Raw genomic sequence first — 20,938 nt, 5'->3', positions numbered from 1 at the left:
CAACCCAGGATTCTAACACCGCTGAGAGATTGTCCCGTGGCGTGAATCAAATTCGCCGCACCAAGTCAAGAGGGGGCGAACATCGAAGGGGTTACTGTTCGATGGCCTTGCAAGCTTTTGCAATCGGTGCGGCGTTCTCGCCTGCCATCACGTCGTACAGATTGCCTTCGTCGCCCTTGCTCCACCAGACGTAGCGGCCCGCGACATAACGAACACCGGAACCCGCCGCGGTGTCCACGAAAACCAGATGCCGGCCTTCGATCCGGATCACGGCGAAGCTCTGCTGATTGTCCGTGTTCATGTAGGCGACGCCTATTTCGCGGCCATTCTCGCACCGGTACGAGACGATGCTGCGCGACACCACCTTGATATTGCCGAACGAGAGCGCGAACGTGCGGGTGGCGGGTGCCGGGACGACGGAGGCCGCCGACGCTGAAACGGGCGCGCCCTCGGAAGCGGCCGTGGATCCGGCGGCAAGCACCGGAGAGACGGCGAGCATGACGCCCGACAGCATCAACGCGCGCGCGTTACAGACGATTCGTGAGATGCGCGGCAAGAGATTCAGCATGAGCGGACCTCCATCGGTCTTGGTCAACCCTCTTCAGGCCTTCGCCCGCACCGGCCGCACCCGCGAGGCGGCCGTGCGCGCACGTTCACGTGCTTCTTCGACTGTCGCCGCCGCCGAAACCGCGACGCCCATGCGGCGCTTCGCAAAACTCTCCGGCTTGCCGAACAGGCGCAGGTCGGTGCGCGGCACGGCGAGCGCCTCGGCCACGCCCTCGAAGCCGATCCCGCGCTGTTCGAGCCCGCCATAGATCACGGCCGAGGCGCCTGGCTCGCGCATGCCGGTATCGACGGGCAAGCCGAGAATCGCGCGCGCATGCAGTTCGAATTCCGACTGGCGCTGCGTGATCAACGTCACGAGCCCCGTATCGTGCGGACGCGGGCTCACTTCGGAGAACCACACTTCGTCGCCGCGCACAAACAGTTCGACCCCGAACAACCCGCGGCCGCCGAGCGCGGCGGTCACCTTCGCGGCAACATCACGGGCACGCTCGAGCGCGAGCGCGCTCATCGGCTGCGGCTGCCACGATTCGACATAGTCGCCGGCCTGCTGCAAATGGCCGATCGGCTCGCAGAACGAAGTTTCGATCGCGCCGTCGGCACCGCGCGCGCGCACGGTCAGCAAGGTGATTTCATAGTCGAAGCGAATAAAGCCTTCGACGATCACGCGGCCGCCCTTCACGCGGCCCCCCGCCATCGCGTGATTCCATGCGGTCTCGACATCGGCGTCGCTCTTGAGCACCGACTGCCCCTTGCCCGACGACGACATCACCGGCTTGACGACGCACGGAAAACCAATGCTGCCCGCAATCGCCGTGCGCAGCGCTTCGAGCGAATCGGCGAACGCATAGGGCGAGGTCGGCAGATCGAGTTCTTCGGCTGCGAGCCGGCGAATGCCTTCTCGATTCATCGTCAGCTGGGTGGCACGTGCAGTCGGAATCACTTCGGCGATGCGGTCGCGTTCGATCTGTGCAAGCGCATCGGTCGCGATCGCCTCGATCTCCGGCACCACGAGATGCGGGCGCTCGCGCTCGATGAGTTCGCGCAGGGCCTTCGGATCGGTCATGTCGATCACGAATCCGCGGTGTGCGACCTGATGACCCGGTGCGTCCGCATAGCGGTCGACCGCGATGGTTTCCACGCCCAGGCGCTGCAGCGCAATGATCACTTCCTTGCCAAGCTCGCCGGCACCCAGCAGCATGACGCGTGTTGCCGTGCCAGACAGTGGCGTTCCGATTACGTTGCCGATCGTCATCGCGTTCTCCGTCCAAAAAGTGCGCCGATCCTATCACGGTGGCGGCCATGGGTGCCGCCCGCGGGGCGCTGACTGCCCTCCTTCGAAGCGGGCCTGCTTCCACATCACATGGCGTGACGTCTGCGGCAGTTGGAATCCTGTGCGGGGATCTCCAATGCGAATACTTTACGCGTGCCGCTGCATGTTGATTCTCACCGGGTGTTTTTGAGCGCGCCTCTCTCGCCCCGGGGCTTGGTCCGAACACGATTCACCGGTTGCCCGATGCGGTCCGGGGTGGCTATCTGATAGTGTTCTCGGGCTCGCACAAAAAGAGAGTCTCATGTCTCCTGCTCCTCCCCACATAGCCGGCACGACCACGCTGCCGGAACTCACGCTGCGCGGCATGATCCTGGGCGCGCTGCTCACGGTGGTGTTCACGGCATCGAACGTCTATCTCGGCCTCAAGGTCGGCTTGACGTTCTCGTCGTCGATCCCCGCGGCCGTGATCTCGATGGCGGTGCTGCGCGCCCTGCGTGGCGGCAATATCCTCGAAAACAATATGGTGCAGACGCAGGCGTCCGCGGCCGGCACGCTCTCGTCGATCATCTTCGTGCTGCCCGGCTTGCTGATGATCGGCCACTGGCACGGCTTTCCGTTCTGGCAGACGCTCGGCATCTGCGGCGCGGGCGGCATGCTCGGCGTGATGTTCACCATCCCGCTGCGGCGCGCGATGGTCGTCAACAGCGACCTGCCCTATCCGGAGGGTGTCGCGGCGGCTGAAATCCTGCGCATCGGCAGTGCGCCGTTGGATGGGATCGAGGGTGAGCGAACTGCGGCCGATGCCAGTGGGAGTGTCAGTGCAGGTGCAGGTGCCAATGGTGCCGATGCCAATGCAGGCACCTCGGCGCAGAGTGAGATCGGCGCTCGCGATATCGCGTTCGGCGGGATCGTCGCCGCGCTGTTCACTTTTGCGACCACGGGCCTCAAGATCTTTGGCGAGAGCATCACCGCATGGGTGCCCGCAGGCACCGCGGTCTTTCGCCTGACGACCGGCTTCTCGCTCGCCTTGATCGGTGCCGGTTACCTGATCGGCATCGTTGCGGGTCTCGCGATCCTGCTGGGCATCGTGTTGACGTGGGGCGTCGCGGTGCCGATTCTGACCGCAACGACGATTCATCCTGCGGACCCGTCCATTTCGTCATTCGCGACCGGCCTGTGGGCGCACAAAGTCCGGTTTATCGGCGCGGGCACCATTGGCGTCGCCGCGGTCTGGACCTTGATCTCGCTTGCCAAGCCGATGATCGACGGCGTCAAGGCCTCCTTCGCCGCATTCGGCCACGCGCGCCGGCGACGCGAAAACGCTCTCGCGGCCGACCGCACCGACGAGGATCTCGCGCCGCATTGGATCATCCTCGTGACGTTCGTGCTCGTCGCGATCTGGCTCGTGACCTTCGGCGCCTTCCTGTCGGATGCGCCGCTCACCTTCCGCGTAGTTGGCTCGCTGGTGCTTTGCGGTGTCGTATTCGCAGTCGTGTTCGGCTTTCTCGTCGCGGCGGCCTGCGGGTATATGGCGGGGCTCGTCGGCTCGTCCACGAGTCCAATCTCGGGGATCGGGATTGTCGCGGTAATCCTCGTGTCCCTGCTGATCCTCGGCGTGAGCCAGGCAAGCGGCCTGCTCGCGAGCGACGAAGGCCGCCAGCTTGCGATTGCGCTCGCCTTGTTCACCACCTCGGCCGTGATCGCCGTCGCGACGATCTCGAACGACAACCTTCAGGATCTCAAGACTGGCTGGCTCGTCGGCGCGACGCCGTGGCGTCAGCAAGTGGCGCTGCTGATCGGCTGCGTGGTCGGTGCCGCCGTGATTCCGCCTGTGCTGAACCTGCTATACCACGCCTATGGCTTTGCGGGTGCGCTGCCTCACGCGGGCATGGATCCGTCCCAGGCGCTCTCCGCCCCGCAGGCCACGCTGATGACCGCGATCGCGACAGGCATCTTCACCCATCAGCTCGACTGGTCGATGCTCGGCATCGGCGTCGCGCTCGGCGTCGTCCTGATCCTGATCGACATGGCACTCGCGCGTCGCGGGGGTACCGCGCGGCTGCCGGTCATCGCCGTCGGTATCGGCATTTACCTGCCGCCGACCATCGGCACGACACTCGTCATCGGTGCTGTGCTCGGCTGGTGGATCGAGCGCGCGCTGAAGCGGCGCGCGAAGGCTCGGAAGATCGACTATCAGGAATTCGCCGATCATGCGAACCGGCGCGGCGTGCTGCTGGCATCCGGCCTGATCGTCGGCGAGAGCCTGATCGGCGTAGTGATCGCGGGCGTGGTCGGTTTCACCGGCAAGGATGCGCCGCTCGCGGTGGTCGGCAACGGCTTTGCGCCGGCATCGGAGTGGCTCGCGCTGGCCGTGTTCGCGCTCGTTTGTCTCGTCTTCGCACGGCGCGTGCTGGCCGCTGCTCGTTAGGCGAAGTCCTCGCAATCTCGGCGCGCGAGGCCCGCGGCCGTTAGACGAAGTCGTTGACCGAAGGTATTTCGCCGCGCGGAGCGATATCGACGTCGAGCAGCGTGATCGCGGCAAACGACGACCAAACCGAGCCCCAGTTCGCGCGCAGCGGCGCGTTATGCCGAAGCGTGGACTGGTCGACCGGTCCCAGTACCTTCGCACCGTAACCGTTGTCGAGGTAGCCGCCCGTACGCTCGTAGATGCCGCGCCGGGACCGGTTGGGCATCACCGGCAGCTCGCCCGTTTGCAGATAGCGATTCACGTTGATCGCAAACCGGTTGAAGTCGATCGCGCCATCGATCCAGCTTTCGAGATCCGAGGTATCGACGAGCGAATCCGTGACCTCTGAATACCGCACGCGACCCAGATGTTCGTCGATGAAGTACGGCTGGTTGAGCTCGATCGGCAACGGCTGCGGCGGCTCGTGGTTGGGGAAGCCCAGCACCTCGACCGCGGCGATATTCATTTCGCCGACAGCGGTCATCAACTCCGGCTGCTGCGTCATGAACTGGCTCAACTGCTCCATCTGCAGTTCATTGAGATCGTCGCCGGTTACCGTGAGCGTGCCCGGGGTGATCAGGTTGCCGTAGAGAATCAGCATCCGCTTCGTCTGGACCTTGAGACGCCGGGCCGGCACATTGATCCGAAATTGCGCGAGGCTTTGAGACAACACATCGGTGAGTGTCGCGGCGGTCTGCACATACTGGCGAAAGCGGTTCTGGCCGCGAAATGCGGCGCGTACCGACGCATATTGACGGGGATTGAACGGCAGCGGGTCGCCTGGCTTAAGCGCGGGTGCGGGACGGCGCAGGAATGGCGAGCGCCTTTCGCGCGTCGCGTCCTGGAGTTGGCCTCCGACGAGGCCGGGGTCCTTTTTCTCGGGAGAGACCGGCGGGACCGAACCGGGTACCTGCCGTGTCTGGGGCGACTGCGTTTCACCGATGCCGCCGGGGAACGCATCAAGCTGTCCACCCCCTACGCCAGGAGTTATGACCATCGGCATCGACTGTTCCCATGCAAAGTTCTCAAACGGTTTGACGGCATGAGGAAACCCACCCGCGCGGCGCGGGTGCCCGCCGTATGACCCACGGCAACCATTTCCTCGCGAGGGCGCAACCGAGGCATCGTCCCCTACATGTCGACGGCATGAGTGTCGCAGGTCCGGCGACGGCCAAACGTATGAAAAAGACCCCAATCAGGGGCCTGTTTCGGGTTTTGACGAGGAAGTATCAAAAAAAGGGTTCCGAGAAAATCGGAACCCCTTCTGTCTGGTGGGCCTCCCGTGAGTCGAACACGGCACCAACGGATTATGAGTCCGCTGCTCTAACCAAGCATGAGCTAGAGGCCCGGAAACGGGATCGGTCGCACAGTGCGACAGGACCAGCAGCATAGCGAGCCGGCCAAGATATGACAAGCGCCCCCGCAGGAGCGCTTGTCCACATCAGTCAACGCTGAGGCATGTTCAGTCAGGTCCGCTTCAGCCTCTACCCAGCCCGCTTCACACGCTGCCTCACTCGCCTGATTCGCACTTGTCTCATGCCTGCCTCAGCCAACGGCAGGCCTCGGATCAACCTGCCTCGAATCAATTGCCTTCGAGGAACGACTTGAGCTTGTCCGAACGGCTCGGGTGACGCAGTTTGCGCAGCGCCTTGGCTTCGATCTGGCGAATCCGCTCACGCGTGACGTCGAACTGCTTGCCGACTTCCTCAAGCGTGTGATCGGTGCTCATCTCGACCCCGAACCGCATCCGCAAGACCTTCGCTTCGCGCGGGGTCAGCGAATCGAGCACGTCCTTCACAACGTCGCGCATGCTTGCATGCAAGGCGGCATCGGCCGGCGCCACGGTGTTGGTGTCCTCGATGAAGTCGCCCAGATGCGAATCGTCGTCGTCGCCGATCGGCGTTTCCATCGAGATCGGCTCCTTCGCGATCTTCATGATCTTGCGGATCTTGTCTTCCGGCATGTCCATCTTCTCGGCCAGCGTCGCCGGATCCGGCTCAAGGCCGGTTTCCTGCAGAATCTGGCGCGAGATCCGGTTCATCTTGTTGATCGTTTCGATCATGTGCACCGGAATCCGGATCGTGCGGGCCTGGTCCGCGATCGAACGCGTAATCGCCTGCCGGATCCACCACGTCGCATACGTCGAGAACTTGTAGCCGCGTCGATATTCGAACTTGTCCACCGCCTTCATCAGGCCGATATTGCCTTCCTGAATCAGGTCGAGGAACTGCAACCCACGATTCGTGTACTTCTTCGCGATCGAGATCACCAGGCGCAGATTCGCCTCGGTCATTTCACGCTTGGCCTGACGTGCCTTCAGTTCACCGGCCGCCATCTGGCGGTTGGTTTCCTTCAGGTCCTGCAGCGGCAACACGACGCGCGCCTGCAGGTCGATCAGACGCTGCTGCTGTTCGCGGATCGCCGGGATGTTCCGGTCGAGCACGGCGCTATAGCCATGACCTTCCTTGACGATCCCCGGTGCCCATTCCAGATTCGTTTCGTTGCTCGGGAAACGCGAAATGAACTCGGCACGTGACATCCCGCACTTGTCCACCACCGTGTGCAGGATCTGCCGTTCGACGGCACGCACTTCCTCGACCTGCGCACGCAAGGTGTCGCACAGACGCTCGACGTTGCGCGCCGTGAAGCGAATCATCATCAGCTCGTTCTGGATGGTTTCCTGCGCCTTCAGGTAGGCCTTCGACTTATAGCCTTCCTTCTCGTACGCACGGCGCATCTTGTCGAACCATTCGCCGATCGACGCGAACTTCGCAAGCGAGTCGACGCGCAGCTTCTCGAGCTGCGCAGCATTCGCGCGCTCGGCCACCGCACCGTCGTCTTCCTCTTCTTCCTCTTCGGCTTCTTCCTCGCCTTCCTCGTCCTCGGATTCGATCGCCTCGGCTGCGGCGGCATTGAAGCCGTCAGAATCCTCGGCATTCTCGTCCATCAGGCCGTCGACGAGTTCGTCGATACGCATCTCTTCGTTCGCCACGCGCTCGGCCATCGCAAGAATCTCGGCGATCGTCGTCGGGCAAGCCGAAATGGCCATGACCATGTGCTTGAGACCGTCTTCGATACGCTTGGCGATCTCGATTTCGCCTTCGCGGGTCAGCAGCTCGACCGTGCCCATCTCGCGCATGTACATCCGCACGGGATCGGTGGTCCGGCCAAACTCGGAATCGACCGTCGACAGCGCGACTTCGGCCTCTTCCTCGACTTCATCGTCGCTCGACGCGGCCGGGGCGTTGTCGTTGAGCAGCAGCGTTTCCGCATCGGGGGCCTGTTCGTAGACGGCCACGCCCATATCGTTGAACGTGCTGATGATGCTTTCGATCGCCTCGGCCTCGTTGAGGTCGTCCGGGAGGTGATCGTTGATTTCCGCGTACGTCAGGAAGCCCCGGTCCTTGCCGAGCTTGATCAGCGCGCGCAGCTTCGCGCGACGCTCTTCGAGCTCTTCCGCGGTACCCGGCTGATGCGAGGCGAAGGCGTCCTTGAGCAGAGCCTTTTCCTTCGCGCGACGATCACGTGCCTTGAGCTTCTCGACCTTCGGCGCGGGTTGCTGGTCCTCGGCAGGTGCCGCGGCGTTCTCGACAGTTGCTTCGTTCGACGATTTCTTCATTGGACTGGCCGTAGCGGCTTGTATCTCGGCGGCCGGCTGTTCTTCAACATCCGTGTCGCCCGTTGAAACCTTGCTCACGCGCGCCGTAGAGGCAGCACCCTTGGCGGATGACTTCGCGGTTGCGCTCGACGCCGGCTCCTCTGCCGCGGGCGCCCTGACGACCGCCCTCGAGGCGGCGCCGGCCGCTTTCGCGGCCTCCTTGCTACTTTTCGCGGCACTTCCGGCGGTGCTCTTGGTCGTGCCCTTGGTGCTGTTCTCCGCGACTGGCGCCGCGGCCTTGCTGGAAGTTGTTCTGGTGGCAGAAACGGACCGCTTGCTGGACCCCGTTGAGCGCTCGCGCGTATCCGTCGAAGCCGATGGCAGGTCCACAGCCGGGTCGTGCGGCTTCACACGCTCGTCCTGGGCCTTCACCTTCGTCTTGCCGCTCGTCGTCTTCACCATTGCGATTTCGCCCCATCAACAGAACTTCGTCAGATGCGCCCGCTATCGTCCAGTTGCCGCAACCCTCGCGCCGACCGTCCAAGGTACATCCGCCAGAAAAGAGCCCGCTGAAAACCCTCAATTATAGCAGTCACTCGCGAGACGCCAGTGGCGCAAGCCTTCTTCTGAGGTCAGCGGTTTGCCTCAGCAGATCGGCGTATTCGGTTGTCTCTTCGGTTGTCAGCTTCGACTGTCGCGACAGGCGCTCGCAACGTTCGCGCAACGCCTCGTAATGAAGCTTCGCAAGCGCAGCGCGCAGCTCTTCGCCGGCCATGCGCTCCTGATTCTGATAACGTTCGACCGACCCTTCGGTCTCGGGTGCGAGCAACAAATCTCGCACGTTTTCATCATAGGTCAGAATTTCACGAAAAATCTCTTCATATACTGGCGCATTTGCCGTATTTCGAAGCACCTCCGAAAGCAATCTGAAATCCGCGCTCTCGCCGAGCGCCCGGACGTGCAGCAAAACCTCCTCGAACAATTCGCGCCGCCCGGCGTACCCGAGCGCCACCTGCTCCTCTTCCCCGATCGCCGCCGCGCTGCGCGGGTACATGATCAGGTTGCGCAAGGCGCGTTCTTCGTTGCCCGTCACCCGGCGCCGTGCGGCCCGCGCCGGCGCGTCGTGCACCGCGCGCTGGATCGCGCCATCGATCCCGCACAGCGCCGCCACCTCGCCGAAGGGCAGGCCCAGCCGATCCGCCAGCATATGGACCACCTGTGTCCGAAATGCGTTCGGAGGCAGCGCGGCGAGCAGCGGCTTGGCCTCGAACAGGGCCTTGGCGCGGCCTTCGGGCTGGTCGAGCGGCTTGTCGGCGACGATTTCGTTCAGCAGAAACTGCGACAGCGGCAGGGCCTGCTCGACTTCGTCCGCGAACGCGTCGGTGCCAAATTCACGCACAAAGCTGTCCGGATCATGCTCGGCCGGCAAAAACAGAAACTTGATCGTGCGATTGTCGGCTGCATGCGGCAGGCAGGCGTCGAGCGCCCGCCGGGCCGCGCGCCGGCCCGCCTTGTCGCCGTCGAAGCTGAACACCACCATATCGGTCTGGCGCATCAGTTTCTGCACATGGACGGGCGTACACGCGGTGCCCAACGTGGCCACCGCGTTCGGAAACCCGAGCTGCGCAAGCGCCACCACGTCCATATACCCTTCGACGACCAGCACATAACCCTTCTCGCGAATCGCGAGGCGCGCTTCGAACAGGCCGTAAAGCTCGCTGCCCTTACTAAATAGGGGCGTTTCAGGCGAATTCAAATACTTGGGCTCGCCGCCGTCGAGCACCCGACCGCCGAAACCGATCACCTGGCCGCGCACGTTGCGAATCGGAAACATCACCCGATCCCGGAAACGGTCGTAGCGGCGCGCGACGCCCGCCTCGTCCGTCTTCTCACTGACCAGCACCAGTCCCGCCTCGACGAGTGCGTCGGACCGGTAGTCGTCGAACGCCGCCTCGAGGTTCTGCCAGCCGCCGGCCGCATACCCAAGCCCGAAGCGCGCGGCGATCGGCCCCGTGAGGCCGCGCTTCTTGAGGTAGTCAATCGCCTGTGGCGCACCGCGCAATGCCTGCCTGTAGAAGTCGCAAGCCGTCTTCATCAAATCGACCAGACCCGTGGTCGGCTTCCAGTTGCCGCCCTCGCGCGCCTCACCCCCGGCACGCGGCTCCTGCGGTACGGTAAGGCCCGCCCCTTGGGCGAGCTCATTGACGGCTTCGGGGAACGTCAGGCCCGTGTGCTCCATCAGGAAGTTGATGGCTGTCCCGTGTGCACCGCAACCGAAGCAGTGATAAAACTGCTTGGTTGGACTCACCGAAAAAGACGGGCTTTTCTCGTTATGGAACGGGCAAAGCCCCATAAAGTTCGCGCCACCCTTTTTCAACTGCACGTAGCGACCCACCACCTCGACGACATCGACGCGGTTCAACAGGTCCTGCAGGAAAGAGTGGGGAATCAAAGCCGCCTTTATTACCGCAAGTCTTCTCGCCTATCCGATCGGCTTCCCGCCGGGTCCCCGCTACTTGCCCGCCAGTGCCGCTTTCACCTGAGCGGACACCGCCGTCATGTCGGCACGCCCCGCGAGCTTGCCCTTGAGCACGCCCATCACCTTGCCCATGTCCTGCGGCCCCGCCGCGCCGACCTGGGCGACCGCCGCGGCCACTTCGGCCTCGACCTCGGCCGCGCTGAGCTGCTGAGGCATATAGCCCTTCAGCACCACGAGCTCCGACTCTTCCTTGTCGACCAGATCCTGGCGCCCAGCGCTCGAGAACTGCGAGATCGAGTCCTTGCGCTGCTTGACGAGCTTGTCGATCACCCCGGTGATGGCTGCGTCGTCAAGCTCGATGCGCTCATCGACCTCGCGCTGCTTGATCGCCGCAAGCAACAGCCGAATCGTGCCCAGGCGGTCGGTGTCGCGCGCGCGCATCGCGGCTTTCATGTCTTCAGTGATCCGTTCCTTCAGGCTGCTCATCGACGGCGAGTCCTCAACACAAGATACTAGGAAATAAAATAGCGTGTCGCCGGGATACTGCAAGGCCGGCAAGTGCAATGTTTGTCAATTCCAGCAACACAAAAACCCGCTTCGGACTATCCGCGAGCGGGTTTTGCTTGGCGCGCCCCGTCTGGCGGGCGCTGTCGTTCAATACATCTTCTTCGGCAACATCTGGCTGCGCAGCGCCTTGAAGTGGCGCTTCACGGCCGCGGCCTTCTTGCGCTTGCGCTCGGAAGTCGGCTTCTCATAAAACTCACGTGTGCGAAGATCCGTCAGCAGGCCGTTTTTCTCGATCGTGCGCTTGAACCGGCGCATGGCGACTTCGAACGGCTCATTCTCTTTTAGATGAATGATGGTCATGATTCGATAACGGGGGTTACCAGCCCAGCGACTGGAAAGTTCCGAGGGTCCACGAGTGTACCACGGACTTGCCCGAGCCACAGCTAAGCAGCTTCGCGGCGATCCGCAATCGCCTGCCCCGCCGCCACGGCCGAGGCCCATGCCCACTGGAAGTTGTAACCGCCGAGCCAGCCTGTCACATCGACCGCCTCGCCGATGAAATGCAGCCCCGGCACTTTGCGCACTTCGAGGCTCGTCGAAAAAAGCTCCTGCGTCGAGACACCACCAGCCGTCACCTCCGCCTTGCGCCAGCCCTCGCTGCCAGCCGGCGTCAGCGTCCAGCGGTTCAGCGCATCGCCGAGCACGCGCAGCTGACGATCGGGCACATCGGCCATGCGCGCATCGGGCGCGAGGCCATGGACGGCGACCCAGACTTCAGCCAAGCGCGCGGGCAGCCATCCCGACAGCTCGGTCACGACCTGCTTCTTCGATCCGGTCTTGGCCTCGAGCAGGCGCGCGGTCGCATCGAATTGGGGCAACAGATCGATGGTGAGTGGGGTCGCCAGTTGCCAGTAGCTCGATATCTGCAGGATCGCCGGGCCAGACAGACCGCGGTGGGTGAGTAGCAGATCCTCGAGGAAATCGCCGCGCGTGCGGCCCGCGCTCGTGCTCACGCGGGCTTCGAGGGCGAGGCCTGACAGCGCTGCAAAGGGCTCCCAGCCAGTCGACGTGAAGGTCAGCGGCACCAGTGCTGGTCGTGGCTCGACGGTCGCGAGGCCGAATTGCCGGGCAAGCCGGTAGGCAAAATCGGTCGCCCCGATCTTCGGGATCGACAGTCCGCCTGTCGCGACCACGACTGAGGCCGCGGTCATCTCGCCGGCGCTCGTCGACAACTCGAACGTTGTGCCCGCGCGGACTTCGTGTACGTCAACAGGACGGCGCCACGTCACATTGCCCGCGCCGCATTCGCGCACGAGCATGTCGATGATCTGCTCGCTCGAGTCGTCGCAGAAGAGTTGGCCCTTGTGCTTCTCATGGAAAGCGATTCGATAGCGCTTGACCAGCGAGATGAAGTCCTGGGGCGAATACCGCGCAAGTGCCGAGCGGCAGAAGCGCGGATTCTCTGACAGATAGTTGGCGGGCCCCGCGTCGCGGTTGGTGAAATTGCACCGGCCGCCGCCCGAAATCCGGATCTTCTCCGCGAGGCTCGATGCATGGTCGATCAGCACGACCCGCAGCCCGCGCTGTCCCGCCACGGCTGCACACATCATTCCGGCGGCACCGGCGCCGATCACTGCGACATCAAAATTTTCCATGGGCGGCATTGTACGTGGCACATACGGCCCGACCGGGTAAACAGGGGCCGCGCGCTATACTTTCAGATTGTCGAATCGCCGGTTTGCCGGGCCCGTGCCTGCCAGGCACGATTCCCAAGACCCTCACGTCCCGGATTTCCGATCTTGCGGACATCGCGGACATTTCCGAACACACCCACGCCCCATGCTTATTCTCGGTCTCGAAAGCTCCTGCGATGAAACCGGCCTCGCGCTCTACGATACGCAGCGCGGCCTGCTCGCACACGCGCTTCACTCCCAGATTGCCATGCATCGGGAGTACGGGGGCGTCGTGCCGGAACTCGCTTCGCGCGACCATATCCGCCGTGCGCTCCCCTTGCTGGAGGAGGTACTCGAACAAGCGGGCGTCAAGCTCGTCGACGTCGATGCCATCGCGTTCACGCAGGGGCCCGGTCTCGCGGGCGCACTGCTCGTCGGGGCAAGTGTCGCAAACGGACTGGCGCTCGCACTCGGCAAGCCCGTGATCGGCATTCACCATCTGGAAGGCCATCTGCTGTCGCCACTGCTCGTCGACGCACCGCCGCCGTTTCCGTTCGTCGCGCTGCTCGTCTCGGGCGGACACACCCAATTGATGCGCGTCACGGGCGTAGGCGAATACGAGACACTTGGCGAAACGTTGGACGACGCGGCCGGTGAGGCGTTCGACAAGACAGCGAAGCTGCTCGGTCTCGGCTATCCGGGGGGCCCGGAAGTCTCGCGGCTCGCCGAGTTCGGCACTCCCGGCGCGATCGTGCTGCCGCGGCCGATGCTGCATTCCGGCGATCTCGATTTCAGTTTCAGCGGTCTCAAGACGGCGGTGCTGACACAGGTCCGCAAGCTCGGCACGAATATCTGCGAGCAGGACAAGGCCGATATCGCAAGAGGTTTTGTCGACGCAGCGGTCGATGTGCTGGCCGCAAAATCAATTGCGGCGCTCAAGCGAACCGGACTCAAGCGCCTCGTCATCGCCGGCGGCGTCGGTGCGAATCGCCAACTGCGCGAAGCGTTGAATCATGCCGCGAAACGCCGCGGCTTCGCGGTCCACTATCCGGATCTGGCCCTGTGCACCGACAACGGCGCGATGATCGCGCTCGCCGGTGCACTGCGGCTCGAACGCTGGCCCGAGCAGGCCGAGCATTCGTATGCTTTTACCGTCAAGCCTCGCTGGGATTTGTCGGCGCTCGCCGGCGACTGACGATACACCGGCCCGCCCCGCCTCAGGCGACGAGCTTCGCCACGCTGATCTTTTCGCCCGCGCCGTCTTTCGCGAAGAAACGTTGGCGAATCGAAGCCGCGATACCGCTCGCATCGAGTCCGCAACCCGACAGCAGCTTGGCCGGATCGCCGTGATCGATAAACTGGTCCGGCAGTCCGAGTTGCAGGACCGGACGGCTCAGGCCACTCGCAAGCAGGCTTTCGACGCACGCAGTACCCGCCCCGCCCATGATGCATCCTTCCTCGACGGTCACCAGCACATCATGCGTTTGGGCGAGTTGCCGGATCAATTCGTGGTCGACTGGCTTCACGAAACGCATGTTCGCCACCGTCGCATCGAGCGCAATGCCCGCGTCGAGGCTCGGCGCCACCATCGTGCCAAAGGCGAGGATGGCGATGCGATGCCCCGCGGGCTTGCCCGACTCGCGTACCACCACGCCCTTGCCGATCGGCAGCGCCGCGAGGTGCTTGACCGTCTCGACGCCCGTACCGGCTCCGCGCGGATAGCGTACCGCCGACGGCCCGTCGATCGTCAACCCGGTATGCAGCATCTGCCGGCATTCGTTCTCGTCGGCCGGCACCATGATCGTCATGTTCGGAATGCAGCGCAGGAACGCGATGTCATAGGCGCCTGCGTGCGTCGCGCCGTCGGCGCCGACAAGGCCCGCGCGATCGATCGCGAACAAGACGGGCAGGTTCTGCAGCGCGATGTCGTGGATCAACTGGTCGTAGCCGCGCTGCAGGAAGGTCGAATAGATCGCGACGACGGGCTTGAGCCCTTCGGTCGCCATCCCACCTGCAAACGTGACGGCATGCTGTTCGGCGATACCCACGTCGTGATAACGATTGGGAAAACGGCGTTCGAATTCGACGAGGCCCGAGCCTTCGCGCATCGCGGGCGTAATGCCGACCACACGCGCATCGAGCTCGGCCGCATCGCACAGCCACTCGCCGAACACCTGGGTGTAGGTCTTGCGGCCGCCCGGCTTCGACGGCTTGATACCTTCGGCGGGGTTGAACTTACTCGGGCCGTGATAGAGCACCGGATCGGCTTCGGCGAGCTTGTAGCCCTGGCCCTTGCGCGTCACGACATGAAGGAATTGCGGTCCCTTGAGCCCCTTGATGTTCTGCAGGGTCGGGATCAGCGACTCGAGGTCATGGCCGTCGATCGGCCCGATATAGTTGAAACCGAATTCCTCGAACATCGTGGCGGGAACCACCATGCCCTTCGCATGTTCCTCGATCCGGCGCGCCAGTTCGAGCATCGGCGGCGCCACGCTCAGTACGCGCTCGACGCCCTTCTTCGCGGCCGCATAGAAACGGCCCGACATCAGGCGTGCCAGATAGCGGTTGAGCGCGCCCACCGGCGGCGAAATCGACATGTCGTTGTCGTTGAGCACGACGAGCAGCGGCAGGTCGTCGGCCACGCCGCCATTGTTCAATGCCTCGAAGGCCATGCCGGCCGTCATCGCACCGTCGCCGATCACGGCGATCGAATAACGCGACTCACCCTTGAGCTTGGATGCATGCGCCATGCCGAGCGCCGCCGATATCGAGGTGCTCGAATGCGCGGTGCCGAACGTATCGAACTCCGACTCGTCGCGACGCGGAAAACCGGAGATGCCGCCGGCCTGGCGCAGCGTGCCCATCTTGTCGCGGCGGCCGGTCAGGATCTTGTGCGGATAGGTCTGATGGCCGACGTCCCAGACAATGCGGTCGTTCGGCGTGTCGAACACGTAGTGGAGAGCAATGGTCAGTTCGACCGTGCCGAGATTCGACGACAGGTGCCCCCCCGTTTGCGACACGCTGTCCAGCACGAAGGCGCGCAGTTCGTCGGCGAGCGGCGACAGCTCGCGGCGTTCCAGCCGGCGCAGCGCCACAGGGTCGTCGATGGTTTTCAGCAAGTCATACATCGTTGTTCGTTTCCAGGGATCTTGGGCGGTCTTGGACCGTCTATTTTAGTCAGCACCCGCTGCAAGGATCCATTGACGGATCCGATTGACACTGCGGGCCTCGGGCTCGCGCTAATTTACGCGCTCCACGATGAGGTCGGCGAGCTGCGCTAGCCGGGCGGCGCGTTCGCCGAACGGTGCAAGCGCCGCATGGGCCTCGGCTTGCAGCTCGGTCGCGAGCTGGCGCGCCTCGGCCAGACCCATCAGCGATACATAGGTCGGCTTGCCGGCCTTTTCATCCTTGCCGGCAGTCTTGCCGAGCGTGGCCGAATCGGCGGTCACGTCGAGAATATCGTCGACCACCTGGAAGGCCAGCCCGACCGCGGCCGCATAGCGCTCGAGCGCGACAGCCAGCGACGACGGAGCCGACTGGCCCAATTGCGTCGGCGCAGCGGCCGCAAGACTATCAGGTGCCTCGGCACCGCACAGTGCACCCATGCGGACGGCCGCCCGCAGCAGCGCGCCCGTCTTCATCCGATGCATCTTTTCGAGCGAGGCGCGATCGAGTGCAACACCCACGCTCGCGAGATCGATGGCCTGCCCGCCCGCCATCCCGATCGAACCGCTCGCGAGTGCGAGTTCGCGCAGCAAAGCCGCCTGCCGCACCGGCGGCACCGGAGCCTCGCTCAGCGCGATGAACGCCTGTGACTGAAGCGCATCGCCGACCAGCAGTGCTGTCGCTTCGTCATATTGGACGTGCACGGTCGGCTTGCCACGCCGCATCGAATCGTCGTCCATCGCTGGCATGTCGTCATGCACGAGCGAGTAGACATGAATCATCTCGATGCCGGCGGCGGCCGCGTCGAGCGCCTCGGGCGTCGCGCCCGTCAACAGTCCGGCGGCATGGACGAGCAACGGTCTCACGCGTTTCCCGCCGCCAAGCGTCGTGTATCGCATCGCATCGTGGAGACGAGCGGGTTCGAGATCGGCCGGCGGCAGGCAGGCGTCAAGTGCCGCCTCAGTACGCGCAAGTACCGAGCGGGTCCATTCATTAAAAGTCATGCATTGTCCTCGTCGGTCGCCAGAGGCTTGAGGACCTCGCCGTCGAGCACACGCACCTGGTGCTCGACTTTTTCCAGCTGTTGCTGGCAGTACGAGACCAGTTGCGAACCGCGGCGATAGGCACTCAGCGATTCTTCCAGCGACAGCGCACCGCCCTCCATTCGTGCAACGAGCGCTTCGAGCTCGGCCACGGCCGCTTCATAGCTCACGGGTCCGGCCGTTTCGAGTGCTGCGGATGCTTCGAGTGCTTCGGCCGGCTCGCCGGGAGTGCGCGGGGTAGCGGTGTTCGCCATGTCAGTATTTTAGATCGCAACCAAGTCCATCATTCTACGGTAAAAAAGGCTCGATCCGCCCCGTGGGTGGTCCGCCTGACCTCACGAATCCAACATTTTCCAGACGAAATCATGGACTTAAGCGTATCCGGCAGATGTTGGAATTACCCCGTTTCGCGCGGGCCGGTTATAATCATCGGCTCCCCAAATCGAATTTTCGATGGTTGGGTTGTTCACTGCTTTCACGCTTTCGGGGAGTGGGAATGTCCAATCTGAGCACTGCTGTTCAGCTTAAGTCCATTCATAGTCAATTGCCGGTTTCGGCATATTTCGATCAGGCCTTGCTGGCCCAGGAGATCGAAACGCTGTTCAAGCGCGGGCCGCGCTATATCGGTCACGAACTCATGGTGCCGGAAGCCGGCGACTATTACGCGCTGCCTGGCGAGGCTGAGGGGCGCGTGCTCGTGCGCAATCAGGGGTCGATCGAACTGCTCTCGAATGTGTGCCGTCACCGACAGGCGATCATGCTCAACGGTCGTGGCCACACGGAGAACATCGTCTGTCCGCTGCATCGCTGGACTTACAACCTGCAAGGCGAGCTGCTCGGCGCCCCACACTTTCCGGACAACCCCTGCCTCGATCTCGGCCGCACACGGCTGCAGAACTGGCAAGGCATGCTGTTTGAACAGGGGGGCCGCGATGTCGCACGCGACCTTGCGGATCTCGGCACGCGTCATCATTTCGACTTTTCGAGCTTCCAGTTCGATCATGCCGAAATCCATGAATGCAACTACAACTGGAAGACGTTCATCGAGGTGTATCTCGAGGACTATCACGTGGTGCCGTTCCATCCGGGACTCGGCAGCTTCGTCTCGTGCGACGATCTCCAGTGGGAATTCGGCCACTGGTACAGCGTGCAGACGGTCGGCGTTCACCAGGGGCTCGCCACGCCCGGCAGTCCGACCTATCGCAAGTGGCACGACGCGGTGCTGAATTTCCGCAACGGGCAACCACCGGAGTTCGGCGCGATCTGGATGGTCTACTACCCGGGCCTGATGATCGAGTGGTATCCGCACGTTCTCGTCGTATCGTGGCTGATCCCGCGCGGGCCCCAGCATACGACCAATATCGTCGAGTTCTACTACCCCGAGGAAATCGCACTGTTCGAGCGCGAGTTCGTCGAGGCCGAACGCGCGGCCTATATGGAAACGGCACGTGAGGATGACGAGATCGCCGAACGCATGGACGCGGGCCGCCACGCGCTGATGCTGCGCGGCGAGTCGCAGGCCGGTCCGTACCAGAGCCCGATGGAAGACGGCATGCAGCACTTCCACGAGTTCTACCGGCGCGAGATCGAGCCGACCGGGGCGCTCGGGTAGTCGAGCACGTGCATCTTGCCGAAATGCGCGGCGCGGAGGACTATCGTCTCTCCCGCCGCGGCTTTCCGGCAACGCATCGGCCGGCGCCTTCCGGCCCATCACGAGGTCGCCATGCCCCATACACACTTCACCACCCTGATCTCCGCCGCCAATCTCGGCGAACGGCTCGATGCCGCCCCCGAGTCGGTGTTCATCGCTGACTGCCGCTTCGAGCTGGCCGATCCCACAGCCGGCGAACGCGCCTATGCCGCCGGTCATCTGCCCGGCGCACACTACCTGCATCTCGACCGCGATCTCTCAGGACCCAAGAGTGGCGGCAACGGCCGCCATCCGCTTCCCGATCGCGAGACGCTCGCGCGCAACCTCGCGGCCCGCGGACTGAAGAAGGGCCAGCAGGTCATCACCTACGATGCGCAAGGCGGCACGTACGCGGCACGGCTTTGGTGGCTGCTGCGCTGGCTCGGTCACGATTCGGTCGCCGTGCTCGACGGCGGCCTCGCGGCGTGGACCGAAACGGGTCGTGCGCTCGTCGGCGAGGTACCCGCGGAAACCCCGGGCGACTTCGCCGCGGCTGCCCCGCTCGCCGTCACGATCGATGTCGCCGCGGTCGAACGCAATCTGCAGTCACGTGAGCGGCTGATCGTCGACGCCCGCGCAGCCGATCGCTATCGCGGCGAAAACGAAACGATCGACCCGGTCGGCGGGCATATTCCCGGCGCGCTGAACCGTCCGTTCATGGACAATCTGCAGCCGGATGGACGGTTCAAGTCTGCACATGAACTGCGTGAAGCATTTCATGCCGTGCTTGGCCCGATCGCCCCGGAACGCGCGGTCATGCAGTGTGGCTCGGGTGTGACCGCCTGCCACAATCTGCTCGCGATGGAAGTCGCAGGCTTGCACGGCGCGGCGCTCTATGGCGGTTCGTGGAGCGAATGGTGTGCCAGTCCCTTGCGGCCCGTCGCAATCGGGTCGGCGGCTTAAAGGGATCGAGGCAGGAGCCCATCGCTTGGGGGCCGCATAGGCCCCGGCCGCTCTACAAGGCCGAAAGGCCGCCTCGTGGCGGTCGATATCGACCAGGCAGGCATCGCCCCGGCCGATATCATTCGCGTCGGCCCATGCGTGCGATGCGAGCCGACGCCCTAGTGGAGCTTGACCCTCGGCATGGTCGAGCGGCGCAGCCAGTGCGCGACGGTGTCGAGTGCCATGCGCGCAAAGCCATGCAATGCGACGATATGGAGCCGGTAGAGCGAGCTGTACATGAGCCGCGCGAACATACCCTCGACGAACATGCTCCCCCCGATCAGGCCGCCCATCAGGCTGCCAACCGCGCTGAAGCGGCCCAGCGAGACGAGTGAGCCGAGGTCGCGGTAGCTAAAGGTTTGCAAGGGCTTGCCGTCCATTTGCCGCAGCAAGGCCTCGAACAGAAAACTCGCCTGCTGGTGGGCCGCCTGTGCGCGAGGCGGCACGGTCTTGCCGGTGCCGGCCCACGGACAACTTGCGCAATCCCCGAGCGCGAAAATCGCATCGTCGGCTTCGGTCTGCAATGACTCGCGCACGAGAAGCTGGCCGAGCCGGTTCGTGGCGAGGCCGTCGAGTTGTCCGAGAATCGCAGGCGCCTTGATGCCCGCGGCCCACACGATCAGATCGGCCGGCAGCAGATCCCCGTCCGGTAGCCGCAAGCCGCCCGCCTCGACGGCTTCGACGCGCGCCCCCGTCATGACGGTCACGCCGAGCTTGGTCAGCAGCTTGCGCGTTTCTTCGGAAAGACGTTCGGACAGTGCGGGCAGCAACCGCGGGCCGGCCTCGACGAGTGTGATCGAAACATCGTAAGCGGGATCGACATCGTGCAAGCCATATGCCGCGAGCACCTGGGCCGTATTGCGTAGTTCGGCGGACAGCTCGACCCCGGTCGCCCCGCCGCCAATGATCGCGACTCTGACCTTGGGATGCTCGCCGGACGGCGCGATCGAGGCCCCGTCGCGGGCAACGTCCGGTCGTGCAACATCGTCGTCAGCCGCACCGCTGGCGCGCCGATATTGCGCCCGGATGCACTGCGAGATCATGCGTCGCCGAAAGCGTTCAGCCTGCTCGGGGGTATCGAGTGCAATCGCATGGTCTTCCGCGCCGGGCACACCGAAGAAATGCGTGGTGCTGCCGATCGCGATCACCAGCGTGTCATAGCGCAATTCGCGAGCCGGCAGCAGCGCAGCGCCGTCTTCATCGGTCAATGCGCCGATTCGGATCACGCGGTTCGCACGATCGAGGCCAATGAGTTCCCCCTGCTGAAACTCGAAGCCATGCCAGCGAGCCTGCGCGGCATACTCGAGCTGATGGGTGAATGGATCCATGCTGCCCGCCGCGACTTCATGAAGCAGGGGTTTCCAGATATGGGTTGGATCCCGGTCCACCAGGACGATCTCAGCCCGCGGCTGCCGCGCGCGGGCGCCGAGCCGGTCGCCCAGACGCGTCACCAGTTCAAGGCCGCCTGCGCCCCCGCCCACCACTATGATCCGTCGCATCTTCACCCTCCGCTTCACGTCATGACGAATGACCTGAC

16 protein-coding genes and 1 tRNA gene are annotated in these 20,938 nt (G+C 63.9%); 4 read left to right on the top strand and 13 right to left on the bottom strand.

The genetic code is table 11. From position 1 onward, the window contains the following. Positions 1-91: 91 nt before the first annotated feature. Together HV670_RS11290 and purT are read right to left on the bottom strand one after the other, a co-directional pair. A complete protein-coding gene (locus tag HV670_RS11290; protein WP_175104867.1) occupies positions 92-568 on the bottom strand; it encodes an MliC family protein in 477 nt (158 codons plus the stop codon). Between the two features lie 33 nt (positions 569-601). After that, the gene (gene purT / locus HV670_RS11285) at positions 602-1,819 is read right to left on the bottom strand and encodes a formate-dependent phosphoribosylglycinamide formyltransferase (protein WP_175104866.1); all 1,218 of its coding nucleotides are present in this window, start codon (positions 1,817-1,819) and stop codon (positions 602-604) included. Between the two features lie 319 nt (positions 1,820-2,138). Here purT and HV670_RS11280 point away from each other — a divergent pair, with 319 nt between their 5' ends. Beyond that, on the top strand, positions 2,139-4,265 hold the full coding sequence (locus HV670_RS11280) for an OPT family oligopeptide transporter (protein WP_175104865.1): 2,127 nt from the start codon (positions 2,139-2,141) through the stop codon (positions 4,263-4,265). Positions 4,266-4,305: 40 nt separating this feature from the next. On the opposite strand, the gene HV670_RS11275 is transcribed toward HV670_RS11280, so the two are convergent. The 7 genes from HV670_RS11275 to HV670_RS11245 all read right to left on the bottom strand — a co-directional run bounded on the left by HV670_RS11275 (position 4,306) and on the right by HV670_RS11245 (position 12,543). Beyond that, positions 4,306-5,307: a hypothetical protein gene (locus HV670_RS11275; RefSeq protein ID WP_175104864.1), complete on the bottom strand. Its 1,002-nt coding sequence runs from the start codon at positions 5,305-5,307 to the stop codon at positions 4,306-4,308. A 266-nt stretch (positions 5,308-5,573) separates the two neighbouring features. Continuing rightward, positions 5,574-5,652, bottom strand: a tRNA-Ile gene (locus HV670_RS11270). A 234-nt stretch (positions 5,653-5,886) separates the two neighbouring features. Further along, positions 5,887-8,364 (bottom strand): RNA polymerase sigma factor RpoD, encoded by a 2,478-nt coding sequence (gene rpoD, locus HV670_RS11265; protein ID WP_175104863.1) that lies wholly within the window; start codon positions 8,362-8,364, stop codon positions 5,887-5,889. A gap of 130 nt (positions 8,365-8,494) precedes the next feature. Further along, on the bottom strand, positions 8,495-10,354 hold the full coding sequence (gene dnaG, locus HV670_RS11260) for a DNA primase (protein WP_175104862.1): 1,860 nt from the start codon (positions 10,352-10,354) through the stop codon (positions 8,495-8,497). Between the two features lie 60 nt (positions 10,355-10,414). Continuing rightward, entirely contained in the window at positions 10,415-10,867 is a 453-nt protein-coding gene (locus HV670_RS11255; RefSeq protein ID WP_175104861.1) for a GatB/YqeY domain-containing protein, read from the bottom strand. A 168-nt stretch (positions 10,868-11,035) separates the two neighbouring features. Continuing rightward, positions 11,036-11,248, bottom strand: coding sequence for a 30S ribosomal protein S21 (rpsU, locus tag HV670_RS11250; RefSeq protein ID WP_175104860.1), 213 nt, complete (start codon positions 11,246-11,248; stop codon positions 11,036-11,038). Positions 11,249-11,331: 83 nt separating this feature from the next. Then, positions 11,332-12,543: a BaiN/RdsA family NAD(P)/FAD-dependent oxidoreductase gene (locus HV670_RS11245; RefSeq protein ID WP_175104859.1), complete on the bottom strand. Its 1,212-nt coding sequence runs from the start codon at positions 12,541-12,543 to the stop codon at positions 11,332-11,334. Positions 12,544-12,727: 184 nt separating this feature from the next. Between HV670_RS11245 and tsaD the strand changes: the two genes are divergently transcribed. Further along, complete coding sequence (gene tsaD, locus HV670_RS11240; protein WP_175104858.1) at positions 12,728-13,756, top strand: tRNA (adenosine(37)-N6)-threonylcarbamoyltransferase complex transferase subunit TsaD; 1,029 nt, start codon at positions 12,728-12,730, stop codon at positions 13,754-13,756. A 22-nt stretch (positions 13,757-13,778) separates the two neighbouring features. On the opposite strand, the gene dxs is transcribed toward tsaD, so the two are convergent. The 3 genes from dxs to HV670_RS11225 all read right to left on the bottom strand — a co-directional run bounded on the left by dxs (position 13,779) and on the right by HV670_RS11225 (position 17,023). Then, a complete protein-coding gene (gene dxs, locus HV670_RS11235; protein WP_175104857.1) occupies positions 13,779-15,689 on the bottom strand; it encodes a 1-deoxy-D-xylulose-5-phosphate synthase in 1,911 nt (636 codons plus the stop codon). A 111-nt stretch (positions 15,690-15,800) separates the two neighbouring features. Continuing rightward, on the bottom strand, positions 15,801-16,730 hold the full coding sequence (locus tag HV670_RS11230; RefSeq protein WP_175104856.1) for a polyprenyl synthetase family protein: 930 nt from the start codon (positions 16,728-16,730) through the stop codon (positions 15,801-15,803). Beyond that, a complete protein-coding gene (locus HV670_RS11225) occupies positions 16,727-17,023 on the bottom strand; it encodes an exodeoxyribonuclease VII small subunit (protein ID WP_175104855.1) in 297 nt (98 codons plus the stop codon). Before HV670_RS11225 ends, HV670_RS11230 begins: the two co-directional genes overlap by 4 nt. Positions 17,024-17,265: 242 nt before the next feature. On the opposite strand from HV670_RS11225, the gene HV670_RS11220 reads away from it, so the two are divergent. Further along, positions 17,266-18,381 (top strand): aromatic ring-hydroxylating oxygenase subunit alpha, encoded by a 1,116-nt coding sequence (locus HV670_RS11220; RefSeq protein WP_175104854.1) that lies wholly within the window; start codon positions 17,266-17,268, stop codon positions 18,379-18,381. Between the two features lie 111 nt (positions 18,382-18,492). Then, positions 18,493-19,362, top strand: coding sequence for a sulfurtransferase (locus HV670_RS11215; protein WP_175104853.1), 870 nt, complete (start codon positions 18,493-18,495; stop codon positions 19,360-19,362). 158 nt (positions 19,363-19,520) lie between these two features. On the opposite strand, the gene HV670_RS11210 is transcribed toward HV670_RS11215, so the two are convergent. Beyond that, positions 19,521-20,900 carry an NAD(P)/FAD-dependent oxidoreductase gene (locus tag HV670_RS11210; protein ID WP_175104852.1) on the bottom strand — a complete coding sequence of 460 codons (1,380 nt, stop codon included), beginning with the start codon at positions 20,898-20,900 and terminating at the stop codon, positions 19,521-19,523. Positions 20,901-20,938: the final 38 nt, after the last annotated feature.

It is taken from the genome of Pararobbsia alpina (assembly GCF_902859895.1).
GTDB classification, from domain to species: Bacteria; Pseudomonadota; Gammaproteobacteria; order Burkholderiales; family Burkholderiaceae; genus Pararobbsia; species Pararobbsia alpina.
This window is presented reverse-complemented; position numbering and strand designations above follow the sequence as displayed.

Excerpts from the sequence above, each read along its gene's own strand:
- HV670_RS11230 (WP_175104856.1), bottom strand. The coding sequence starts at position 16,730 with ATGACTTTTAATGAATGGACCCGCTCGGTACTTGCGCGTACTGAGGCG.
- HV670_RS11275 (WP_175104864.1), bottom strand. The coding sequence starts at position 5,307 with ATGCCGATGGTCATAACTCCTGGCGTAGGGGGTGGACAGCTTGATGCG.
- HV670_RS11245 (WP_175104859.1), bottom strand. The coding sequence starts at position 12,543 with ATGGAAAATTTTGATGTCGCAGTGATCGGCGCCGGTGCCGCCGGAATG.
- rpoD (WP_175104863.1), bottom strand. The coding sequence starts at position 8,364 with ATGGTGAAGACGACGAGCGGCAAGACGAAGGTGAAGGCCCAGGACGAG.
- tsaD (WP_175104858.1), top strand. The coding sequence starts at position 12,728 with ATGCTTATTCTCGGTCTCGAAAGCTCCTGCGATGAAACCGGCCTCGCG.
- rpsU (WP_175104860.1), bottom strand. The coding sequence starts at position 11,248 with ATGACCATCATTCATCTAAAAGAGAATGAGCCGTTCGAAGTCGCCATG.
- HV670_RS11220 (WP_175104854.1), top strand. The coding sequence starts at position 17,266 with ATGTCCAATCTGAGCACTGCTGTTCAGCTTAAGTCCATTCATAGTCAA.
- HV670_RS11215 (WP_175104853.1), top strand. The coding sequence starts at position 18,493 with ATGCCCCATACACACTTCACCACCCTGATCTCCGCCGCCAATCTCGGC.
- purT (WP_175104866.1), bottom strand. The coding sequence starts at position 1,819 with ATGACGATCGGCAACGTAATCGGAACGCCACTGTCTGGCACGGCAACA.
- HV670_RS11210 (WP_175104852.1), bottom strand. The coding sequence starts at position 20,900 with ATGCGACGGATCATAGTGGTGGGCGGGGGCGCAGGCGGCCTTGAACTG.
- HV670_RS11280 (WP_175104865.1), top strand. The coding sequence starts at position 2,139 with ATGTCTCCTGCTCCTCCCCACATAGCCGGCACGACCACGCTGCCGGAA.
- HV670_RS11290 (WP_175104867.1), bottom strand. The coding sequence starts at position 568 with ATGCTGAATCTCTTGCCGCGCATCTCACGAATCGTCTGTAACGCGCGC.
- HV670_RS11255 (WP_175104861.1), bottom strand. The coding sequence starts at position 10,867 with ATGAGCAGCCTGAAGGAACGGATCACTGAAGACATGAAAGCCGCGATG.
- dxs (WP_175104857.1), bottom strand. The coding sequence starts at position 15,689 with ATGTATGACTTGCTGAAAACCATCGACGACCCTGTGGCGCTGCGCCGG.
- HV670_RS11225 (WP_175104855.1), bottom strand. The coding sequence starts at position 17,023 with ATGGCGAACACCGCTACCCCGCGCACTCCCGGCGAGCCGGCCGAAGCA.